Origin of the sequence: Bradyrhizobium hipponense (assembly GCF_008123965.1) — a bacterium.
Classification (GTDB): Bacteria; Pseudomonadota; Alphaproteobacteria; order Rhizobiales; family Xanthobacteraceae; genus Bradyrhizobium; species Bradyrhizobium hipponense.
Genome location: NZ_VSTH01000007.1, coordinates 63,437 through 85,204, shown reverse-complemented (window position 1 = coordinate 85,204; position 21,768 = coordinate 63,437). Strand labels below are relative to the sequence as shown.

24 protein-coding genes and 1 pseudogene are annotated in these 21,768 nt (G+C 61.5%); 23 read left to right on the top strand and 2 right to left on the bottom strand.

The features are described from left to right. Nucleotides 1-194, bottom strand: a pseudogene (locus FXV83_RS00995) (IS630 family transposase); the annotation flags it as partial. 41 nt (nucleotides 195-235) lie between these two features. Here FXV83_RS00995 and FXV83_RS43780 point away from each other — a divergent pair. From FXV83_RS43780 to FXV83_RS00880, 23 genes are all read left to right on the top strand, one after another. Next, nucleotides 236-451 (top strand): DUF2285 domain-containing protein, encoded by a 216-nt coding sequence (locus FXV83_RS43780; protein ID WP_148736924.1) that lies wholly within the window; start codon nucleotides 236-238, stop codon nucleotides 449-451. Between the two features lie 166 nt (nucleotides 452-617). Next, the gene (locus FXV83_RS00985; RefSeq protein ID WP_148736878.1) at nucleotides 618-812 is read left to right on the top strand and encodes a transcriptional regulator domain-containing protein; all 195 of its coding nucleotides are present in this window, start codon (nucleotides 618-620) and stop codon (nucleotides 810-812) included. Nucleotides 813-879: 67 nt separating this feature from the next. Continuing rightward, nucleotides 880-1,389: a DUF2285 domain-containing protein gene (locus FXV83_RS00980; protein ID WP_235939275.1), complete on the top strand. Its 510-nt coding sequence runs from the start codon at nucleotides 880-882 to the stop codon at nucleotides 1,387-1,389. 132 nt (nucleotides 1,390-1,521) lie between these two features. After that, nucleotides 1,522-1,803, top strand: a complete 282-nt coding sequence (locus FXV83_RS00975) for a helix-turn-helix transcriptional regulator (RefSeq protein WP_148736876.1) — start codon at nucleotides 1,522-1,524, stop codon at nucleotides 1,801-1,803. Between the two features lie 22 nt (nucleotides 1,804-1,825). After that, nucleotides 1,826-2,707 (top strand): replication initiator protein A, encoded by an 882-nt coding sequence (locus FXV83_RS00970; protein ID WP_148736874.1) that lies wholly within the window; start codon nucleotides 1,826-1,828, stop codon nucleotides 2,705-2,707. Between the two features lie 286 nt (nucleotides 2,708-2,993). Continuing rightward, complete coding sequence (locus FXV83_RS00965) at nucleotides 2,994-3,458, top strand: DUF2840 domain-containing protein (protein WP_148736872.1); 465 nt, start codon at nucleotides 2,994-2,996, stop codon at nucleotides 3,456-3,458. After that, complete coding sequence (locus FXV83_RS00960) at nucleotides 3,455-3,967, top strand: S26 family signal peptidase (RefSeq protein ID WP_148736870.1); 513 nt, start codon at nucleotides 3,455-3,457, stop codon at nucleotides 3,965-3,967. The genes FXV83_RS00965 and FXV83_RS00960 overlap by 4 nt, the downstream gene beginning before the upstream one ends. Nucleotides 3,968-4,143: 176 nt before the next feature. Next, nucleotides 4,144-4,860, top strand: a complete 717-nt coding sequence (locus FXV83_RS00955) for a lytic transglycosylase domain-containing protein (RefSeq protein WP_148736920.1) — start codon at nucleotides 4,144-4,146, stop codon at nucleotides 4,858-4,860. Between the two features lie 259 nt (nucleotides 4,861-5,119). After that, on the top strand, nucleotides 5,120-6,883 hold the full coding sequence (locus FXV83_RS00950; RefSeq protein WP_148736868.1) for a relaxase/mobilization nuclease domain-containing protein: 1,764 nt from the start codon (nucleotides 5,120-5,122) through the stop codon (nucleotides 6,881-6,883). 28 nt (nucleotides 6,884-6,911) lie between these two features. Beyond that, nucleotides 6,912-8,900: a conjugal transfer protein TraG gene (locus FXV83_RS00945; RefSeq protein WP_148736866.1), complete on the top strand. Its 1,989-nt coding sequence runs from the start codon at nucleotides 6,912-6,914 to the stop codon at nucleotides 8,898-8,900. 7 nt (nucleotides 8,901-8,907) lie between these two features. Further along, a complete protein-coding gene (locus tag FXV83_RS00940; protein WP_148736864.1) occupies nucleotides 8,908-9,333 on the top strand; it encodes a CopG family transcriptional regulator in 426 nt (141 codons plus the stop codon). A 136-nt stretch (nucleotides 9,334-9,469) separates the two neighbouring features. Continuing rightward, nucleotides 9,470-10,804 (top strand): MFS transporter, encoded by a 1,335-nt coding sequence (locus FXV83_RS00935; RefSeq protein ID WP_148736862.1) that lies wholly within the window; start codon nucleotides 9,470-9,472, stop codon nucleotides 10,802-10,804. A 256-nt stretch (nucleotides 10,805-11,060) separates the two neighbouring features. Continuing rightward, nucleotides 11,061-11,975, top strand: coding sequence for a P-type conjugative transfer ATPase TrbB (trbB, locus tag FXV83_RS00930; protein ID WP_187435566.1), 915 nt, complete (start codon nucleotides 11,061-11,063; stop codon nucleotides 11,973-11,975). Nucleotide 11,976: 1 nt separating this feature from the next. Next, nucleotides 11,977-12,303, top strand: coding sequence for a TrbC/VirB2 family type IV secretion system protein (locus tag FXV83_RS00925; protein WP_148736858.1), 327 nt, complete (start codon nucleotides 11,977-11,979; stop codon nucleotides 12,301-12,303). Continuing rightward, nucleotides 12,303-12,566 (top strand): VirB3 family type IV secretion system protein, encoded by a 264-nt coding sequence (locus tag FXV83_RS00920; protein WP_148736856.1) that lies wholly within the window; start codon nucleotides 12,303-12,305, stop codon nucleotides 12,564-12,566. The genes FXV83_RS00925 and FXV83_RS00920 overlap by 1 nt, the downstream gene beginning before the upstream one ends. Nucleotides 12,567-12,576: 10 nt before the next feature. Then, a complete protein-coding gene (gene trbE / locus FXV83_RS00915) occupies nucleotides 12,577-15,018 on the top strand; it encodes a conjugal transfer protein TrbE (RefSeq protein WP_148736854.1) in 2,442 nt (813 codons plus the stop codon). Next, nucleotides 15,015-15,746 carry a P-type conjugative transfer protein TrbJ gene (trbJ, locus tag FXV83_RS00910; protein WP_148736852.1) on the top strand — a complete coding sequence of 244 codons (732 nt, stop codon included), beginning with the start codon at nucleotides 15,015-15,017 and terminating at the stop codon, nucleotides 15,744-15,746. Before trbE ends, trbJ begins: the two co-directional genes overlap by 4 nt. Beyond that, nucleotides 15,746-16,102 carry a putative entry exclusion protein TrbK-alt gene (trbK-alt, locus tag FXV83_RS00905; protein WP_148736850.1) on the top strand — a complete coding sequence of 119 codons (357 nt, stop codon included), beginning with the start codon at nucleotides 15,746-15,748 and terminating at the stop codon, nucleotides 16,100-16,102. Before trbJ ends, trbK-alt begins: the two co-directional genes overlap by 1 nt. Then, nucleotides 16,099-17,328, top strand: coding sequence for a P-type conjugative transfer protein TrbL (gene trbL, locus FXV83_RS00900; protein WP_148736848.1), 1,230 nt, complete (start codon nucleotides 16,099-16,101; stop codon nucleotides 17,326-17,328). The genes trbK-alt and trbL overlap by 4 nt, the downstream gene beginning before the upstream one ends. Before the next feature lie 101 nt (nucleotides 17,329-17,429). Next, nucleotides 17,430-18,113, top strand: a complete 684-nt coding sequence (trbF, locus tag FXV83_RS00895; protein WP_148736846.1) for a conjugal transfer protein TrbF — start codon at nucleotides 17,430-17,432, stop codon at nucleotides 18,111-18,113. After that, nucleotides 18,110-19,144: a P-type conjugative transfer protein TrbG gene (trbG, locus tag FXV83_RS00890; RefSeq protein WP_187435565.1), complete on the top strand. Its 1,035-nt coding sequence runs from the start codon at nucleotides 18,110-18,112 to the stop codon at nucleotides 19,142-19,144. The genes trbF and trbG overlap by 4 nt, the downstream gene beginning before the upstream one ends. Next, nucleotides 19,141-20,352, top strand: coding sequence for a TraB/TrbI/VirB10 family type IV secretion system protein (locus FXV83_RS00885; RefSeq protein ID WP_148736844.1), 1,212 nt, complete (start codon nucleotides 19,141-19,143; stop codon nucleotides 20,350-20,352). Before trbG ends, FXV83_RS00885 begins: the two co-directional genes overlap by 4 nt. An 8-nt stretch (nucleotides 20,353-20,360) precedes the next feature. Beyond that, nucleotides 20,361-20,603 (top strand): DUF2274 domain-containing protein, encoded by a 243-nt coding sequence (locus tag FXV83_RS00880; RefSeq protein ID WP_148736842.1) that lies wholly within the window; start codon nucleotides 20,361-20,363, stop codon nucleotides 20,601-20,603. On the opposite strand, the gene FXV83_RS00875 is transcribed toward FXV83_RS00880, so the two are convergent. Then, on the bottom strand, nucleotides 20,576-21,514 hold the full coding sequence (locus tag FXV83_RS00875; RefSeq protein ID WP_148736840.1) for a LysR family transcriptional regulator: 939 nt from the start codon (nucleotides 21,512-21,514) through the stop codon (nucleotides 20,576-20,578). The genes FXV83_RS00880 and FXV83_RS00875 overlap by 28 nt on opposite strands. Nucleotides 21,515-21,768 lie beyond the last annotated feature (254 nt).

Sequence of the window (21,768 nt, the reverse complement as noted above, 5' to 3'; positions counted from 1 at the left end):
CCGGCCATGATGCGCTCTTTGAGTTCATACTTTGATGTCACCCGGATGTGACGCAGGACGGAGCGGGCGAACTTGGAGAAGAAGCCCTCGATGAGGTTGAGCCAGGAGCCGTGCTTGGGCGTGAAGGTAAACTGGAAGCGGCCTGCCGGTCGTGTGTCGAGCCAGGCTCTGGTTTCTCGCGAGATAGCCGCCGCTAGATCCTGACGTCGCTGATGTTGCTCCGAACGAGCCGGCGCTGACGGCCTATGACGAACAGCATGTCGTCACGTACATTCGCCTTCTGCAGGCGGAGGGTGAGGGGGCGGACTGGCGCGAAGTGGCTCGATTGGTCTTGCATATGGACCCGGAGCGAGAGCCGGACCGTGCGCGGACCGCATATCAGAGTCATCTTGCGCGCGCCAAATGGGTGACCGAGCAGGGGCGGCTCTTACGCGGCGCCCGCTCAAAATAGAAGAAAATCGCCGACGAGAGCCTTGCAGCCGAAACGATTTTCTCCCGCTCCACCGGTGGTCATTCTCATGCACCACGTGGTGCCAAACTAGGGGCTTCCTACAACCGCTTCGTTCATAATTATTGCGCCGCTATCCTTGTTAGCTGCGTGCAATGGGGCGGAAGCAATGCCTGAATTCGACTGGCGATCGCCGGATTCGTTTAAGAGCCTGGAGAACGCTGAGATCACTCACATCGCCTGGGAAGGCCTTCGTATGAACGTGGACTATCAACGCGATTACGAAGCAATGATTGCGAACAGCCCCGACGGCGAAGTGACCGACGAATTCAGGAGGAGATGGGGCATCTGCTTTCGCCCATGATCCGCAAAAGTCCTCCAAAGAACAGGCGATCTTTTGGACACCTGAGGTTCTAGCGTCCGTTGTCCCCGTGACAACCGCGCCCGCTGTTTCTCGCAAATCAGCGTCTCAGGCACCGCTCGACTTTACTACCGGACACGTGTGCCGCGCCGCCGACGGTTGGCACGCGGTGCTGCACATTGGATCGGTGGAACATCGCATCTGGTCGAAACAGCCGCTGACTGCAGGCGCTCACTATTCGGCCGAGTTGCCGTTTGACAGCGATTTCCAGGCGCGCGCGCATGCCGCCACGCGGCTGTGGCGCGCGATGAATGGACGCGCGCCGGGACCTCCGTTTCATCGCGTGCCCAAACAGCGGCGCGAACGACTGTGTGCAGCCCTTCGCGCGGTCGCCGCGTATCTAGCCGGCGCGACTTATCGCAGCATCGCAGAAGCTCTGTTTGGCAACGCGCGCATATCGGATCGTGGCTGGAAAACACACGATCTGCGCAGCCGAACCCGTCGCCTTGTACAAAGCGGCCTCGCATTTGTGCGCGGCGGCTATCGCAAGCTGCTTCGGCCCAGGCGCAGGGTTGAGTAACGCCCTTCCTTGGGGGTGCCGAAAATCGCCCCCTCAATATTCGGCATCCCCCTCCGACATCGCGCTTCTCCATGATGACCGCACACACGCCGCCGTCGCATGCGCGACGCGCGGTCATTCTGGAGCTCTCAAATGCCCGATCCGATGGCCGGTCTACCCCCGCGCTTTCTGCGTACACCGGAGGCCGCGCGTTATCTTGGTCTCTCCGGTCGTACGCTTGAGAAGCACCGCACGTACGGCACCGGGCCGACTTATCGGAAGATCGGCGGGCGTGTCGTCTACGCCCTGGATGACTTAAAAGCCTGGGCTGATCTCGGCGCCAAGACGTCAACGTCGGATCCCGGCAGGGGCACTGTGCTGCCGGCCAAGAAGCAACTGGTCCTGCGCCCATATGCGGGCCAGGAACGTCGCTGATCGCCGCGCGAGAGCAATAAACATGCGGCGCAAACAGCATTCCGAGCGCGACCAGCTTGAGCCTTTTCGGGCTCTGCCCGGCGATCTCGCGCCCCGCGACGCGCAGGATCTGATGGCTTATCCGTTCTTCTCGCTCGCAAAAACAAAGCGCATCATTCCAATCGATTTCCGCGCTGGCGCAATCGCGATTCGTGTCGAAGCCGTGCCGGAACACGGCATGGCGACCATCTGGGATGCAGACGTTCTGATCTGGGCGGCCTCGCAGATCGTCGAAGCCCGTGACGCCGGCTTGAAGACCTCGCGCCTGATGGCGGCAACGCCTTACGAGATTCTGACGTTTGTCGGCCGCGGTACCAGCGCACGCGACTATGACCGCCTGAAGGCCGGTCTCGACACGCTTCAGTCAACGACCGAGCTGACATCGATCCGCCAGCCAACAGAGCGGCGGCGACATCGTTTTTCCTGGATTAACGAGTGGAAGGAGACGGCCGATGCAAACGGCCGGCCGTTCGGGCTCGAACTGATCCTACCGGATTGGTTCTGCGCGGGCGTAATCGATGACGCGCTCGTGCTGACGATTGATCGCGCCTATTTCGATCTGACGGGCGGGCTAGAGCGCTGGCTTTATCGTCTTGTGCGCAAGCACGGCGGACGGCAGGACGGCGGCTGGAGTTTTGACCTTGTGCACCTCCATGCCAAGTCCGGCATCCTCTCGCCGCTCAAGCACTTCGCTTACGACGTACGTCAGATCGTCCAGCGTCAGACATTACCGGGCTATCAGCTCGTGCTTACGCGCGATCCGAACGGCACCGAGCGGCTGAACTTCGCGGCAACGTCCGTCGATCCCCAAGCGGCACGCCTGCGCCGCCGCGGTCTCATGCCAAATTCGGAGGACATCCTGTGAATCAGCTCGTGCTATCAGGGATCGCAGCCATCGTGCTATCGAGGACCCAATCCTCGTGCTATCGGGGACCATCGAGCTTGAGAGCTTGTTTCTCCGCGCTTTCCAGCCGCTCTAACTTTACTAACCAGAAATCCTTCGGATCTCTTCTAACGGCCCGGGCCGAAAGACGCATTGGAGGCGGCCGGCAAGGGCGGGCCGCCAGTCCTGCTGGCGTTTGCAAGCGGCACACAGCCTTCACCGAACCTCAAGCTCACGGCTTCCAGTGCCAACTTCAGGGATCGGCAGCATGAGCGATCTCACCGAAGTGGAAGTGTTGTGGCTCGAGAAGCGCATCGAAAACCGTATTCGGTTCGGGCGCATTGCTGAGGAGAAGAAGATCGATCGTCACCGGCGCGTTCTGTCATTCGCGCCACGTAGCATCTTTGCCTTCGTCCGTTGGACCTCCAGTGACTTTGGCACGATCATCTCGCGGATCGACATCTTGCGCGCGGTCGCACCGGGACAGCGCTGCTCGACCGTGCCGTACGTGAAGCCCGGCGGAGAGATCTTGCTACGTCTCTCCGGTTGGCCGAAGGTCGAACGGGTGCTGGCGATGGTCGACGCCGTCGAAGCGCTCGGCATCGATCCCGCCGACGTCGCTCCTGATCATTGGCATCACGTTCATAACCGTCTGTCCGTCAGTGAAAATCCGCGCCCTTACACGAAGGCACGCCACCAAGCCTGGCTCCATCGTCAGAGGGTAATGCGATGAGAGCCCGCTTGAAGACGCTGACTGCAACCTTTGGAGCCGCTGCTGCGCTTGTCGCGACAACCGTCCTGGAGACGCCGCCGCTCTATGTCTGGAATGCGTCCGACAGTGTACCGATCGGCCTCTATCGCTTGCGCCCCGCCGACAGACTGTTTGTCACCGAATTGGTTGCGGTTCAGCCCCCAGAACCGCTTGCGACCTTCCTTGACCTGAACGGCTATCTGCCGATCGGCGTGCCGATGCTCAAAAGCGTGTTGGCACTTCCCGGGCAGACGGTCTGCCGAAGCGGGCTCGCAGTCTCCATCGATACCATCGAAATGGGCGAGGCACGAGATCGCGATGGCCGCGGTCGACCGCTCCCGAAATGGCAGGGCTGCCGCGTCGTCGGCGAGGGCGAACTCTTTGTCATGAACTGGCAGTCCGTCAACTCGTTGGATGGCCGCTATTTCGGGTTCTTGCCGGCATCGGCTGTCATTGGCCGCGCGCTGCCGGTGTGGACCTGGGAGGATTGATGGTGCCCGTATTGAGTTTCCGAAAGGCTATTCTTTTCGGCCGAGTGCTGCACCGTTCCTCCGTCCCGACCAACGATTGCGCAACCGTCGCGCGCACCGGCGGTCCAGGGCGGCCGAAAGGCCGGCGCGAAGCAGCTTTACCCTGGAAGGGCGCGAGCACGGCGGCATGCTTGCGTCTGTTCGAGAGGAGCCTGTACGCTGTCGTTCCGTTGTTCGCTGCGCTGACCGTGAGTAACGCTACCACTGTCGCCGAGACGCATCCCTCGCAACCTACAGTGAGTTATCGAACGAGCAATCCATTGGCGGACTTGGTCGAGCAGGCTTCGCGCCGCTTCGGCGTGCCGGTGCGCTGGATACGCGCAGTCATAGACGTCGAAAGCGCCGGAGACGTGCGCGCGAGGTCACCGAAAGGCGGCATGGGGCTGATGCAGATCACGCGAGAGACGTGGGCAGATTTACGTCTGCGTTACGACCTTGGCAACGATCCCTACGATCCCCGCGACAACATTCTTGCGGGCACTGCCTACCTTCGTGAACTGCACGACCGCTATGGATCGATCGGCTTCCTTGCGGCCTACAACTCGGGACCTGCTCGCTACGAACAACATCTCGCTGGACGTCCATTGCCAGCTGAGACGCAGGCCTACTTGCAGAAACTTGCGCCAGTCGTCTGCAGCGATATTGCCGTTTCCAGCACAGTCGCGAGTCTGCGGCCATCGGCGGGAGCACTCTTTGTTGTGCGGTCTGATAGCTCAGAGACCACTTCCCGGGTGCAGCCCGGTCATGTGCCGGACCGAGCTCCGATCGCCGGCTCCGTTCGCGATCTTTCGGCCATTGTGCCCCAAGCGACCGGGCTTTTCGTCGTGAGATCCGATGCGGGAGGTTTGCGATGACCGAATGTGCAAGCTCGCATGCGTTGGCGTGCCCTGGAGAAGAATGGGCGGAAAGGCGAGGGCAGTTGGGCAGTTGGGAAGCACGACAGCAGGAGGGCGAGATAAAAGGGGCTCGCCGGTCGGATGGCAAGCCATTGACATGGCTTGCGTCCTGGCCGTGCCGGTCGGTCGTGGTGCGTGCCGCACTGCGGATTTTGTTCAATGCGGTCAAGGAGAGTTTCGGCACTGTAGACACCTTCGTTCGTTTGGAGACGCGGCTGTGACCGCTGATGATAGCGAATTGCGCATCCGACCGGGGCCCATCCGCAGCACCGGCGCGCCGAAGCCGAAGAGTTTTATCAACAAGGTGCTGCGCGCCGCGAAGAAGGCTGGACACATCTCGGGTCAGGCGGGAATTGGCAGACGTTCCGCGGCCTACGGACGCTCGACGTTCGGCCGCGGCCGGCTTGCTTTTAGTCGCAGCCGGTTATTCAGCCCGACGCGACGCGTCGTGGTGAAGGCGCGTGTTGTCCGCCACAAGGGGCGAGCCTTCCGCTCGGGACCACTGACGGCCCATCTGTCGTACCTGAAGCGCGAAGGCGTGACGCGGAGTGGCGAACGGGCCGAGATGTTCGATGCCAGCAGTGACCGTGCCGATGGCGCGGCTTTCGCAGAACGGTGCCAGGACGACCGCCATCATTTCCGGTTCATCGTCTCGCCTGAGGACGCCGGCGAGATGACCGACCTCAGGGCCTTCACCCGCGACCTCGCCAGGCAGATGGAGACCGATCTCGGGACGCGGCTCGACTGGGTGGCCGTCGATCATTGGAATACCGACAACCCTCACGTCCATTTTCTCGTGCGGGGAGTAGATGAGCAAGGAGAGGATCTCGTGATCTCCCGCGACTACATCAGCCAGGGCCTGCGCTCACGCGCCGAGGAACTGGTTGCGATTGAACTCGGTCCAAAGCCCGAGCACGAGATCCGTAGTTCGCTGGAGATGGAGGTCACGGCGGAACGATGGACGCGGCTCGATCGGGAGATCCGGCTGGCGGCGGATGAGACCGGGTATGTCGATCTTCGCCCGGAGAATCCGGGCAAGTCTGATCCGGAGATCCGGCGCCTGATGGTCGGTCGCCTTCAGCACCTGGAGAAGATGGGCCTCGCCGGATCCGCCGCACCAGGCGAATGGATGGTCGGGCTCGAGGCCGAGCGCAGCTTGCGCGACCTCGGCATGCGCGGCGACATCATCAAGACCATGCACCGCGCCTTTACCGAGCGCGGCGAAGCGCGCGGCATTGCCGACTTCGTCATCGAAAGCGGACAGCCTTCGTCCCAGATCATCGGACGCCTGATCGATCGCGGATTGCACGATGAGCTGACGAGTGAGGCTTACGCCCTGATCGATGGAACTGACGGGCGCGCGCACCACGTCCGCTTGCGAGGGATCGAGGCCTTCGAACATGCACCACCGATCGGCGGCATTGTCGAAGTCCGACGCTTCGGCCAGACCGGCGATCCGCGGCCGACCCTGGTGCTCGCAAGCCGTTCCGATCTCGATCTCGGTGGCCAGATCACCGCGAAAGGCGCGACCTGGCTCGACCACCGCCTGGTCGAACGCGATCCGATGCCACTCGCCATGGGCGGATTCGGCCGCGAGACTCGCGACGCCATGGAAGCTCGAACCGAGCATCTGATCCAGGAAGGTCTGGCGCGGCGGCAGGGCCAACGCATCATCCTGCAGCGCGACCTCTTGAACACGCTGCGCCGACATGAGCTGGACGAGGTGGGGGCAAGAGTCTCGGCCGACACCGGCCTGCCTCACGTGAAGGCCGCCTCCGGGGAGCAGGTGACCGGCACGTATCGCCAGCGGCTGACGCTCGCCTCGGGGCGTTTCGCCATGATCGATGACGGACTTGGCTTTCAACTCGTACCCTGGTCTCGCGAACTCGAGAAGAAGTTCGCCCAACACGTCACCGGCGTCGCGAAGGACGGCGGAGGCATCGAATGGGGCTTTGGCCGCAAGCGCGACCTCGGACTCTAGCTATCTCACCAGTACGGAAGGTTGGTCGATGTCCGGAACCAAGATTCTCTGGGGTCAGGTGATCGTTGTCGGCCTGATCGTTTTGCTCGCCATCTGGGGCGCGACCGAGTGGACGGCCTGGCGGCTCGCCTGGCAGACCGAACTCGGGCGGCCCTGGTTCGAACTGGCGGGCTTCAAGATCTATTACCCGCCGGTCTTCTTCTGGTGGTGGTTCGTCTTTGATGCTTATGCGCCAGAGGTCTTTGTTGAGGGCGCCTTCATCGCGGCGTCGGGGACCTTCATTTCGATCGCGGCGGCGATCGGCATGTCCGTCTGGCGGGCGCGCGAGGCCAAGAACGTTGAGACCTATGGCTCGGCGCGCTGGGCTGATGCAGAAGAGGTTCGAGCAGTCGGACTTCTCGGTCCGGATGGTGTGGTGCTGGGCAAGCTCGACCGCGATTATCTTCGCCATGACGGACCGGAGCACGTGTTGTGCTTTGCGCCCACCCGGTCCGGCAAAGGCGTCGGTCTTGTCGTTCCCTCCTTGCTCGCCTGGCCCGGCTCGGCCATCGTTCACGACATCAAGGGCGAGAACTGGCAACTGACCGCCGGCTTCCGCGCGCGGCATGGCCGCGTCCTGTTGTTCGACCCGACCAACCCAAGATCCTCAGCGTACAACCCGCTGCTCGAGGTCCGGCGCGGAGAGTGGGAGGTGCGCGACGTCCAGAACGTCGCCGACGTCCTGGTCGATCCCGAAGGCTCGCTCGACAAGCGCAATCACTGGGAGAAGACCAGTCATTCACTCCTGGTCGGCGCCATCCTTCATGTCCTTTATGCAGAGGCCGACAAGACCCTGGCCGGCGTCGCCGCCTTTCTGTCCGACCCCAAGCGGCCGATCGAAGCGACCCTGAAGGCGATGATGACCACCGCGCATCTTGGCGACCAGGGTGCTCATCCCGTGGTCGCCTCGACCGCCCGCGAACTCCTCAACAAATCCGAGAACGAACGTTCAGGCGTCCTGTCCACCGCAATGTCGTTCCTCGGGCTGTACCGCGATCCCGTCGTGGCCCGGGTGACCTGCCGGTGCGACTGGCGGATTGCCGATCTGATCGCAGATAGCCGCCCCACCACGCTGTACCTAGTGGTGCCTCCCTCGGATATCTCACGAACCAAACCATTGATCCGCCTGGTGCTGAACCAGATCGGTCGTCGACTGACCGAGGATTTGCACGACCGCGACCGCCGGCATCGTGTCCTGATGATGCTCGATGAGTTCCCAGCCCTTGGGCGGCTTGATTTCTTCGAGTCCGCCCTCGCTTTCATGGCGGGGTACGGCATCAAGAGTTTCTTGATTGCGCAATCGCTCAATCAGATCGAGAAGGCCTATGGGCCTAACAATGCGATCCTCGATAACTGCCACGTCCGAGTCAGCTTTGCGACCAATGACGAGCGGACTGCGAAGCGTGTGTCCGACGCGCTCGGTACGGCGACCGAGATGAGGGCCATGAAGAACTATGCCGGTCACAGGTTGAACCCATGGCTGGGGCACCTGATGGTCTCGCGCCAGGAGACGGCAAGGCCGCTGCTGACCCCCGGCGAGGTCATGCAGCTTCCGCCCCTGGACGAGATCGTCATGGTGGCGGGCACGCCGCCGATCCGGGCGAAGAAGGTGCGCTACTACGAGGATCGGCGTTTCGCTGAGCGGGTTCTGCCGCCGCCCGATCCTGCGGCCGCGGGCCGGTCGTCGCGAACTGACGGATGGTCAGCTCTCGGAATGCCAAAGCCGACGGGAGCTCCAACCGGCAAAGCCGCGGAGGCCGAGGAAGACACGGCGAACAGCGGGCTCCGTCGTGAGCCCGAACTTCCCGATCACGTCGCGATTGCCAAGGAGACGACCGAGCCGACGCCGGCAGAAGAATTTGCGGTCGTGCTTGACGACGACGAGGACGCCGTCCGCCAGTCTCGACTGATGCGTCAACAGATGCGCGGCGTCGCCCGTCAGGTCGTCATGGATCCAAATGACGGTATGGAGCTGTGAGGCAGATATGCGCGACCGGATGAATGTGTATTTCCCGCCGGAGCTTCTGAAGCAGATCTCGGACTTGGCCGATCGCAAGAAGCTTTCCCGCTCTGCGATCGTGGAAGCGGCAGTTGCGTCCTTTCTGTCACCAGATGGACCAGACAGACAAGAGGCAGCGTTTACCCGTCGCCTGGACCGACTGTCGCGTCAGATGCAGAGGCTAGAGCGTGACATCGGTCTGACGGCCGAGACTCTGGCCCTGTTCATCCGCTTCTGGCTCACGATCACGCCACCCTTGCCCAACGAAGCCCAAGCGGCGGCCCAACTGAAGGGTCGGGAGCGTTTCGAAGGATTTGTCGAAGCGCTCGGACGCCGGCTGCAGAAGGGGCAGAGTTTTCTGCGGGAAATTCCAGAGGATATCGTTCGTCAGGAGACCGACAGCCAAACCTGATAGAACCACGTAGGTCAGGGATTTTGCCGATCTTACTTTTTTCCGCGCCAGCCTACGATGGCACCAATTTAGCCAACCCGACAAGAAGCTGGACGCGCTATCGGCTCGCATGAGCTGAGGAGCAAAAAGGGCCAGCATGCAAAATTCGGAGGCATGGCGTCTCATCGCGCGCGTTTTTCTCCCATTTGCTGCTGGATACTATCTTTCGTATCTCTTCCGAACGATCAACGCTCTGATCTCTAGTCGTCTCGTCGCGGAGATCGGGCTCGGCACCGCCGATCTGGGGTTGCTCACGTCCGTCTACTTCCTGGTATTCGCGGCGGCCCAGATTCCGATCGGTATTTTGCTGGATCGCTTTGGCCCTCGCCGGGTTCAGAGTTGCCTGCTTTTGGTCGCCGCCGCAGGCTCCTGCCTATTCGCGATGTCCACGGGGTTGCCATTGCTCTTGATTTCGCGAGCAATGATCGGCCTTGGGGTGGCGGCGGCATTGACGGCTGGATTGAAGTCCATCGTTCTCTGGTTTCCGAGCGAACGAGTGGCCTTGCTGAACGGCTACATGATCATGCTGGGATCGCTCGGCGCGGTGACCGCCACGACCCCGGCCGAACACCTCCTCGGCCGGATCAGCTGGCGACAGTTCTTTGAGATCCTGGCGGCGGCAACGGGCGCCACAGCCCTTCTCATCTATATCGTGGTTCCTGAACGAGCCATCATCCCGCCAACAGGATCAATGCCTCCCACACTGAGTTCCGTTTTTGGCGATCGGCGTTTCTGGCGGATTGCCCCGTTGTCAGCCACTTGCGTGGGATCGGCCTGGTCTCTGCAAGGATTGTGGGCGGCGCCGTGGCTGACCGACGTCGAGGGATTTGATCGTACGAGACTTGTCGGACAGCTATTCACAATGTCGGTCGTCCTTTGCGGCGGTGCCTGGATATTCGGCACATTGGTCCATTGCATCAGGCGAAGAGGGGTTGGAGTAGAGATCATCGTGGCCGCGATCGCAGGGCTGTTCATCGCGGCCGAGCTATCCTTGATTCTTCGCGTGCCCTTGCCGCCGATCTTGCCGTGGTCAGTGGTCGCAATTGTTGGAACTGCGACTGTGGTCAGCTTTGCGGTGATAGCTGATTACTTTCCGCTAGAACTCACCGGTCGTGCCAACGGTGCGTTGAATGTGCTCCACTTCGGTTGGGGATTTCTATCCCAATGCGGGACCGGCTTCATCTTGCAGCAATGGCCACTCACGAATGGCCACAGGACCGTCCTGGCCTATCAGGTCGCGTTCGGTGTCAATGTGGCGGTGCAGATCACCGCCATCGTGTGGTTCGCTCTACCATGGCTCGGATCGTTCGGACGAGGGATGGATTCAATTCCGCTCTTCTTGCCTGCTCGCGTTTCGGACGAGATCGAAACGTTCATGCCGTACGAGCAATTGCTCGTGGTCATGCCGGCGGATACCGATGCGGAGTGGTGAACAACGTCCGCAGCAAGCTTGCCGACGAATAGCATCAGCATTCCGCAGCGCTCGGGTCGCTCGAGTGCGAATTATGAGTTTTCGGTCTTTCTTTTTCTACGCCAGTCTACGCTGATCGTAAGCGCTTGTTGCGCCAAATCCGTTGGTGCCTTTTCTAATCAACCCACTCTGAGAACGCTCCAGACGTTCTCATTCGGTGGGGACGGCAGTGGCAATCCATTCCATTCAATCGGAAGCGAGTTCGCGCGGTGCGCGAATGCTCCGCAGTGCGCTGGGCACGGCAATCGCGGGTTACCTCGATGACGACGCGATCATCGAAGTCATGCTCAATCCAGATGGGCGGCTTTGGATTGACCGACTGTCGAGTGGCTTGGTTGACACTGGCGAAACGTTGTCCGCGGCGGACGGCGAGCGCATCATTCGTCTGGTGGCTCACCATGTAGGCGCGGAGGTGCACGCGAGTTCACCACGCGTGTCGGCCGAACTTCCGGGAACCGGCGAGCGATTTGAGGGTCTGTTGCCTCCGGTCGTTGCTGCCCCTGCCTTCGCCATCCGTAAGCCCGCGGTCGCTGTCTTCACGCTCGACGATTACGTTGCCGCCGGTACCATGACCTCCGGGCAAGCCGAGGCCTTGAGGAGTGCGGTCGCCACTCGCAAGAATATCTTGGTGGCCGGTGGCACGTCGACCGGCAAGACCACCTTGACCAACGCGCTTCTGGCCGAGGTAGCGAAGACCGCTGATCGCGTCGTCCTGATCGAAGATACGCGCGAACTCCAATGCAAGGCGCTCAATCTCGTCGCGCTAAGGACCAAGGACGGCGTAGCCAGCTTGTCTGACCTCGTTCGGTCCTCACTCCGACTGCGTCCTGACCGCATCCCGATCGGCGAGGTCCGCGGGGCCGAAGCGCTCGATCTCCTCAAGGCGTGGGGTACCGGCCATCCCGGCGGGATCGGGACGATTCATGCGGGCAACGCGCTCGGTGCGCTAAGGCGGCTCGAGCAGCTCATCCAGGAAGCCGTCATCACGGTTCCGCGCGCCCTGATCGCCGAGACCATCAACCTCATCGCCGTGCTTGCAGGGCGCGGAGCCGACCGTCGCCTTGCCGAACTCGCCCTCGTCACGGGGCTTGGGGCCACCGGCGACTACAGCCTTTCACCAGCAGGAGACTGACATGCGTCCACGATTCCGAATTCTACGAGAAGCTGCTTTGCTCGCGATTGCCAGCCCGATTGTGCTGACGACAGCGCCCGCATGGGCGGCCGGCTCGAACATGCCATGGGAGCAGCCGCTCAATCAGATCCTGCAGTCGGTCGAGGGGCCGGTCGCCAAGATCATCGCAGTCATCATCATCGTCGTGACCGGGCTCACGCTCGCATTCGGGGATTCGTCAGGTGGTTTTCGCAGGCTGATCCAGATCGTGTTCGGTCTGTCGATCGCGTTTGCGGCCTCGAGCTTCTTTCTGTCGTTCTTCTCCTTCGGCGGCGGGGTTGTGATCTGATGGATGACCCGGTCGCAGGGTTTGTCGTGCCCGTTCACCGCGCGCTCACCGAGCCGATCCTGATGGGCGGTGCGCCGCGCGCGGTCGCGATCGTCAACGGCACGTTGGCAGCTGCCCTTGGACTGGGCTTGCGGCTCTGGATCGCAGGTCTCGTCCTCTGGTTGATCGGCCACATGGCCGCGGTCTGGGCCGCCAGGCGCGATCCCGCCTTCGTTGATGTGGTGCGCCGACATCTGCGCATTCCCGGTCATCTCAACATCTGAGTTCTCGGTCATGATGAACCTTGCCGAATATCGCCATTCCAATGCGCGTCTTGCGGATTTCCTACCCTGGGCAGCCCTCGTCGACGAGGGCATCATCCTGAACAAGGACGGCTCGTTCCAGCGGACAGCGAAGTTCCGCGGACCCGACCTCGACAGTGCGGTGCCGGCTGAGCTTGTCGGTGTCGCAGGTCGTCTGAACAACGCACTTCGCCGGCTGGGATCTGGCTGGGCCGTGTTCGTTGAGGCGCAGCGCCATTTTGCCGGCAGCTATCCTCCGAGCACATTTCCGGATGTCGCATCCGCGCTGGTCGACGCCGAGCGCAGGGCCCAGTTCGAGGAGGCGGGCGCCCACTATGAGTCCAGCTACTTCCTGACTTTCCTCTATCTGCCTCCGGAAGAGGGAGCGGCCAAGGCGGAGCGATTGCTCTATGAAGGGCGCGATCGGACCGTTGGAGCCGATGCTCGCGAGGTACTTCGCGGCTTTATCGATCAAACCAGCCGCGTACTCGGGCTTCTGGAAGGCTTCATGCCCGAATGCGCATGGCTCGATGATCAGGGCACGCTGACCTATCTGCACTCGACGATTTCGACCAAGCGGCATCGTGTTCGCGTGCCCGAAATTCCCATGTACATCGATGCACTGTTGGCGGACCAGCCGTTAACCGGCGGGCTCGAGCCGATGTTGGGCTCGGCCAATCTGCGGGTTCTGACGATCGTCGGCTTTCCGGGCGCGACGACGCCTGGAATTCTCGATGACCTCAATCGCCTGCCATTCTCGTACCGCTGGTCGACGCGGGCGATCATGCTCGACAAGACCGATGCCACCAAGCTGCTCACCAAGATCCGCCGGCAGTGGTTCGCCAAGAGAAAGTCCATCGGCGCCATTCTCAAGGAGGTTGTGACCAACGAGGCGTCGACGCTGCTCGATACTGACGCTCACAATAAGGCGCTTGATGCCGACGCGGCTTTGCAGGAACTGGGATCGGACCAGATCGGACAAGCCTTTGTCACGGCAACGATCACCGTCTGGGACGCTGATCCCAACGCTGCCGACGAAAAGCTTCGCTTGGTCGAGAAGGTCGTTCAGGGCCGCGATTTCACCTGCATGATCGAGACGGTGAACGCCGTGGAAGCTTGGCTCGGCAGTCTGCCCGGGCATGTCTATGCCAATGTGCGGCAACCGCCGGTCTCGACCCTCAACCTCGCTCATATGATTCCGATGTCGGCTGTATGGGCAGGCGAGGCGAGGGATCTGTATTTTGGCGGTCCGCCGCTCCTGTTCGGCAAGACCGAGGGTTCAACACCGTTCCGGTTTTCGCTTCACGTCGGTGACGTCGGCCATACCCTGGTGGTTGGGCCGACAGGTGCTGGCAAGTCGGTCCTGCTCGCCCTCATGGCAATGCAGTTCCGCCGTTACCCGAACTCCCAAGTGTTTGCGTTCGACTTTGGCGGTTCGATTCGGGCGGCCGCGCTCGCCATGAGTGGCGATTGGCATGATCTCGGTGGTGCCTTGTCTGACGGAGGCGATCAACCCGTCGCGTTACAGCCGCTGGCCTGGATCGACGACCCTTCCGAGCGCGGATGGGCCACCGAATGGGTCGGTGCAATCCTGGCACGCGAAAAGGTCGAGATCACCCCAGAGGTCAAGGACCATCTGTGGTCGGCGCTGACATCTCTCGCGTCAGCGCCGAGGGAGGAACGTACGCTGACGGGCCTGTCAGTCCTCTTGCAATCGAACTCTCTGAAACGCGCCCTGCAACCCTATTGCCTTGGCGGCTCGTCCGGGCGCTTGCTTGATGCCGAATTCGAGCGCCTTGGCGAATCCTCCGTCCAGGCGTTCGAGACTGAAGGCTTGATCGGAACGAGCGCGGCGCCGGCCGTGCTGGCGTACCTGTTTCATCGCATTGGAGATCGGCTCGACGGCCGGCCCACGCTTCTCATCGTCGATGAAGGCTGGCTCGCCCTGGACGATGACGATTTTTCCGGCCAGCTTCGGGAGTGGCTGAAGACGCTTCGCAAGAAGAATGCGTCAGTCATCTTCGCCACCCAGTCGCTTTCGGACATCGACGGTTCGGCGATTGCCCCCGCGATCATCGAAAGCTGTCCAACGCGGCTATTGCTGCCGAACGAACGAGCCATCGAACCGCAGATTACGGCAATCTATCGCCGCTTCGGTCTGAATGACCGCCAGATCGAGCTCCTGAGCCGGGCAACGCCCAAGCGTGACTACTACTGCCAGTCCCGTCGCGGCAATCGGATGTTCGAACTTGGCCTAGGCGAAGTTGCACTCGCATTCACGGCGGCCTCATCCAAGACCGATCAGGCTGCCATCGCGCAGCTCTTCTCCGAACATGGACCTGACGGCTTCGTGCCGGCCTGGCTCCAGCACCGCGGCGTCGCCTGGGCCACGGACCTGATTCCCAGTCTCGTCAATCTGGAGAGGTCGCAATGAGGCGCCTCGGTCTATTCGTCGCCGCTGGCACGATCGCCCTCACGCTTTGCGTCACGGCACCCGCACGAGCGCAGTGGATCGTCTTCGATCCGAACAATTACATCCAGAACGTGCTGACTGCCGCACGCGAGCTGCAGCAGATCAGCAACCAGATCACCTCGTTGCAGAACGAAGCGCAGATGCTGATCAATCAGGCCAAAAATCTGGCGAGTCTGCCGTATTCCTCGCTCCAGCAGCTACAATCCTCGATCCAGCGGACGCAGCAGCTACTGGCCCAGGCCCAACGCATCGCCTACGACGTCCAGCAGATCGACCACGCGTTTTCGACCAGCTATGCGCCGGCCAGCGGCAGCCAGTCCAGCCAACTGCTGATCAATAATGCTCAATCCCGCTGGCAAAACTCGGTCGCCGCGTTGCAGGACTCGCTCCGGGTCCAGGCCGGTGTCGTCGGCAACCTCGACACCAATCGCATCCAGACATCGGCGCTGGTGACGTCGAGCCAGGTTGCGAGCGGCGCCTTGCAGGCGACTCAGGCCGGCAACCAGATCCTCGCGCTTCAGGCGCAGCAGCTTGCAGATCTCACCGCCACTGTCGCGGCACAGGGGCGGGCCCAGAGCCTTGAAGCGGCGCAGCGTGCGGCAGCCCAGGACCAGAGCCGTGAACAGCTCCGGCGATTTCTGGCGCCGGGGCAGGGCTATCAATCCCAGGACGTGCGGATGTTCCACTGATGACCGATACAGGCCCGTTCAAAGCGCTATCGCTACTCATGTCGGTCGGGGTGCTGGTGGTCGCAGGCTGCGCGATCCAACTTCGTGGCGGAGAAGATACATCTGCGCCGCCAAGGGCAGAGCAGACCAAAGACGTTCACCGGTCCGAGCTTGCGCGCTGCCGCAGCGTCTCTTTGGAAGATGCAGCGAACTATCAGCATTGCCAGAAGGTCTGGACCGAAAACCGCCGTCGCTTTCTCGGCAACAGGGACGGTGCTGCCGCTTCAGCAATCGGGCTGGCACCCGCGCCAAAAGACCAGAGCCGGATGCCGCAGGGATATCCGTCAGCCGGGGTGCCCGAGGAAGGTAAGCTATGACCGGCACCGGCATCATCGACCAGTTCCTCGAGACATTCACCCGCTACATCGACAACGGCTTCGGGCTTTTGGGTGGCGAGGTGGGATATCTGGCGACAACGCTGGCCGCGATCGATATCACCCTCGCAGCACTTTTCTGGAGCTGGGGCACGGACGAAGACATCATCGCGCGTCTCGTCAAGAAAACGCTATTCGTTGGCGTCTTTGCCTATCTGATCGGCAATTGGAATAACCTCGCACGGATCGTCTTCGAGAGCTTTGCCGGGCTTGGTCTGAAAGCCTCTGGCTCGAGCCTCTCCGCGTCAGACTTTCTCCGCCCGGGAAAAATCGCCCAAGTCGGGCTCGACGCGGGGAGGCCGATGCTCGATTCGATCTCGAATCTGATGGGCTACATCAGCTTCTTCGAGAATTTTGTCCAGATCGTCGTTCTCCTGTTCGCATGGGTCGTGGTGCTGCTCGCCTTCTTCATTCTGGCGATCCAGCTCTTCGTTACACTGATCGAGTTCAAGCTCACGACGTTGGCCGGCTTTGTGCTCATACCCTTTGGCCTGTTTGGGAAGACGGCCTTCGCGGCGGAGCGGGTGCTCGGCAACGTCATATCGTCCGGGATCAAGGTTTTGGTCCTGGCCGTCATCGTGGGCATTGGCTCCACCCTGTTCTCACAGTTCACGGCGGGATTTGGCGGCGCGCAGCCAACAATCGAAGATGCGATGACGCTGGTGCTTGCGGCGCTCTCCCTGCTGGGCCTCGGTATCTTCGGACCGGGAATCGCAAACGGGCTGGTGTCAGGCGGACCGCAGCTCGGCGCCGGCGCCGCAATTGGAACAGGCCTTGCTGCCGGCGGCGTCGTTGCGGCAGGTGCCGGCCTTGCCGCCGGTGGCGCTGGTCTGGCTGGTGGTGCGTTTGCAGGCGCGGGGCGCGGTGGAGCTGCCATCGTGAGCGGCACATCCGCGGCGTATCGAACCGCCGGTCTTGCTGGTGTCGCCGAGGCGGGTGGCTCGGCGCTCATGAGCCCGTTACGTCGAGCCGCGGCCGCATTCGTCGGCAGCGGGCAAGCGAGCGAGCCGGCTGCGAGCACATCCACAGAGGGGCAACCCGATTGGGCGCGGCGCATGAAGCGGGCCCAGACCATTCGGCACGGCGCCTCGGCGGCCGGTCATGCTGTTCGCTCTGGCGACCATGGCGGCAGCGGCTCTTCTGTCGATCTCTCGGACGGAGAGCGCTGAGAGGCAGCCAACCTGCCGGTTCGCCGGGCGCCGTCAGCAGCGGATCAAACGGCACACCGCACTACTCGAAACTAATCACTGGATCTCAGGGGCAACTATCCATGTTCAGACGACCTTCCGTTCACTACGGGCGCATGCCCGAGCCGGTCACGCCCTACCAAAAAGCAGCGCAAGTCTGGGACGAACGCATTGGATCTGCGCGCGTGCAGGCGAAGAACTGGCGCTTGATGGCCTTTGGCTGCCTCATGCTGTCGGGCGGCCTGGCTGGTGGACTTGTTTGGCAGTCAGCGCAGGGATCGATCACGCCTTGGGTCGTCGAGGTTGATCGCCTGGGCCAGGCCCAGCGGGTTGCGCCAGCCAACATCGACTATCAGCCCACCGACGCTCAAATCGCATATCACCTGGCGCGCTTTATCGAGGATGTCAGAGGCTTGCCGGCCGATGGCATTGTTCTGCGCCAGAACTGGCTTAGGGCGTATGACTTTACGACCGATCGTGGCGCGGCCGCGCTCAACGATTTTGCGCGTAACAATGATCCCTTTGCCAAACTGGGCAAGGCGCAGATCTCGGTCGATGTGTCGAGCGTCATCCGTGCGTCTTCGGAGAGTTTCCGAGTCGCCTGGATCCAACGCATCTACGAGAACGGCTCATTGAGCGCGACCGAGCGCTGGACCGCGATTCTCACCGTGGCAATCGAGACGCCGCATGATGCCGAACACCTGCGCAAGAATCCCCTTGGCGTCTACGTCCGCGCCATCAACTGGTCGAAGGAGTTGGGTCAGTGATCAATACGACGCGTGACATGTGTTCAAACGGTCCGATCCAATACCGCAGGTTCAGCTCGAGCAGGTGCAAGCTCGCCGCTTTGAGGCGCGCCCTCTTACCAGCTCTGCTGCTTGGCACATCTGCCCTTGCTGGATGCGCCAGCTACATTCCGTCGGAAATCAGCTATGACGCCGAGGTCCCGCCGTTGCCAGCGCCTCCAGCGGCACTCGATGACCGACCTCAGCCGCTTCACGTTCCACCGCTCTGGAAACCGGTTCTCGGTGGCAAGTCGGGGGCCAAGGAAGAGACTGAACCGGTGAGCCGGGTTGAGACCGCAAACAGCGCCGCGCGAGTCGAGCCGCGGAAAAGGGGATACTTTAACGCGGCGCAGATTTACGCCTTCAGCCCCGGTGCGCTGTACCAGGTCTACGCTGCTCCCGGACAGATCACGGACATTGCCCTGGAAGAAGGAGAGCAATTGACGGGAACTGGACCGATCGCGGCCGGCGATACCGTGCGCTGGGTCGTCGGAGATACCGAGAGCGGGAGCGGGGATACGCGTCGCGTCCACATCCTGGTGAAGCCGACCCGGGCTTCGATCGAAACCAATCTTGTCGTCAATACCGACCGGCGCACCTACCTGATCGAGCTCCGCTCCCGGGAGCGGCCGTACATGCCGTCTGTTGCCTGGTACTATCCGGACACCGTTCGCGAACGGTCGCGCTCAGCCGCCCTCAGACCCGCCATTCCAGATCCTGCGCAGCGTGTCTTTCGTTATGCCATCGAGGGCGACAGCCCGCCTTGGCGGCCGCTCGCGGCGTATGATGACGGCCGAAAGGTCTATATCGAATTCCCGCAAGGGATTGTCCAGGGCGAGATGCCACCGCTCTTCGTCATCGGACCCTATGGCAAGACCGAACTCGTCAATTATCGCGCCTACGGCAATGTGCTGATCGTCGATCGGTTGTTTGCAGCCGCAGAACTGCGGCTGGGTGGTGAGCACCAGCAGAAGGTCAGAATTGTCAGGACCGACGGGAGGCCGTCGTCATGAACGCGCAGAACGAAAATAATTCCGACGGGGTCATTCCGCCGCAAACACCGGATGAGCAATCCAGGAGCTTCCGCCTCCGAGCCGAACCTCCGCGGGTTACCCGATTGTCTCGCAAGGTACTGGCGGGAGGGAGCGCGGTTGCCCTGCTGGTTATCGGCGGAGCCGTATTGTGGTCATTGCAAAGCAATCGCCCACGCAACCAGGCGACCGACGAGCTCTATAGCACCGATCATCACAATATTGCCGATGGTATCGAGGCGCTGCCGAAGGACTATACTGGAGCTTCACGCCAAACCGTGCCGCAGCTTGGTCCGCCGCTCCCAGGCGATCTTGGACGGCCAATCCTGGCTGCTCAAGGCCAGTCGCCGGCGACCGGCGGAGATCCGGAACAGCAACGCCGGGATCAAGAGAGCGAGGCGGCCCGTATCAGCCATCTGTTCGCTTCGACCAATGGCAGAGAAGTGCGTCCGCCCGCCGCTGCGGCTGCTGGAGGCAAGCGCTTCGTGCCGCCGAACGCAATGAGCACCGGCGAGGATGGATCTGCGCAAAACGCGCAGGACCGAAAACTTGCCTTTGTGAACGCTTCTGTGGATCGCCGCACGGTAAGCCCTGATCGCGTCAGCAGGCCCGCTTCACCATACATTGTGCAGGCTGGGACGGTGATTCCAGGAGCGCTGATCACGGGGATCAGGTCAGACCTTCCCGGGCAAGTCACGGCGCAGGTGACAGAAAATTTATACGACACTCCGACCGGCCGCTCTTTGCTCGTGCCCCAAGGAGCGAAGCTGATCGGCAGTTATGACAGCCAGGTTGCGTTCGGCCAGTCGCGAGTGCTGCTGGTCTGGACCCGGCTTATCATGCCGAACGGCCGCTCGATCGTTCTGGAGCGGCAGCCCGGTGCCGACAGCGCCGGCTATGCAGGCCTCGAAGACCAGGTCGACAATCACTGGGGTGAGTTGTTCAAGGCGGCTGCGCTGTCGACGTTCTTGGCTGTAGGGACAGAGCTAGGTGCGGGGTCCGACACCAATAGCAACGACAGCGCCATCATCCAGGCGCTGCGGCATGGTGCCTCGGACTCGCTAAACCAAACTGGACAGCAGGTGGTTCGGCGCAGCCTCAATATTCAACCAACGTTGACCATCCGCCCGGGCTTTCCGATCCGCGTCCTTGTCAATCGCGATCTCGTTCTCGAGCGATACAGAGAGTAAAGGCACCTATGGCTAAGCTTAAGATTGGAGCGCTACCTGACGACAAGCCCGTTAGGGTCAGCGTTGAGTTGCCGGCTTCTGTACATCGGGATCTGCTCGCCTATGCGAAAGCCGTTGCAAGCGAATCCGGTCAACCCATCAGCGAACCGGGTAAGCTTATCGCACCGATGCTGGCGCGGTTCATGGCTACGGATCGCGGCTTTGCAAAATTTCGACGCGCGGTTCACTCGCCGGAGGACAGCAAAGGGTAACGTTCAGCGAGGAGTTTGAGAAAAATATCCAAGGCTGGATTGTCGTTATCGGCTCGCCAATGTGCCGAAAAGTCAACCCGGGTCGGCCCCGTCCCATCTCGTAACTCGCGATAGACCAAGCCAGCTAGGCTCGCGCCAACATCTGATTCCAGGACCAGGCTGATCCCGAGCTTCATGCTGACGAGACTCTTGATGATACCGCGGCTGACGTCGTGGCGTTCGATCTTCGGTCGATCCGCAGGAGAAACAAGCTTTGATATCAAGAGATCCTCTAGCTCGCGTCCGGGATCGTGCTGGCTCAGCACGACGGTCTCATTTCGGAGATCGGTCCAATGGACTACAGTTTCTGTTGCCAATGCGTGATTGTCCGGCAAAGAAACCAGGATACGCTCACTCCAAAGTGGGTGAACGCTATTGTCCGGCAGTCGCGCGCCCCCAGCCACGATGAGAACGTCCGCTGTGCCATTTCGCAGCGCCGTCTCGAGATGCGTTCGCGACCGCTCGACCGTCGCGAGTTCGACCCGAGGATGCCGGTTCTTGAATTCGCTAAGTGTTGCTCGCAGATTGCCTGCTGAAATGGAGGTGCAAAAGCCGATCGAAAGGCGGCCAACTTCGCCTCGGCTATTCGACTTTGCTGTTGCTACCAGCACATCGACCTGCTCCAAAATTAACCCAGCCATCCTCAGAACGCTTCGTCCAGCCGGCGTCGGCTTTACGCCCCCGCCCGAGCGCTCGAATATGGCAACGCCGATCAGATGCTCAAGCTGACGAATGGATCGGCTCAGGATTGAGTGTCGAACGGACAGCAGCTCGGCGGCTTGCCGAATACTCCCATAGTCTGCGGCTGCTACCGCAAATCGAAGCTGCTGCAGGTCGACCGCGTGCCCCCGGGACGTCCGTGACTGGTCCATTTTCTCGTTTTCGTAATTCGCGAAACTGGCTGATTTCGAAGTGCTGCAGGCAGCAATTTCGTTTGAGAACTAACAGAACTCCTTGTCTCGCGATTGCAGGAAAGCAGCATCGAGCTTCAGCGTGTGCCTGACGGCCGGCAATCAACCGGATGGTGGAGGCTTGCGACTGTTTGCTTGGCTGATACTACATCAGGCTTGCGTCCGATGATTGCTTGGCCCGTAATTTGCTTGACTATGCGGCGCGCCTGTCACAG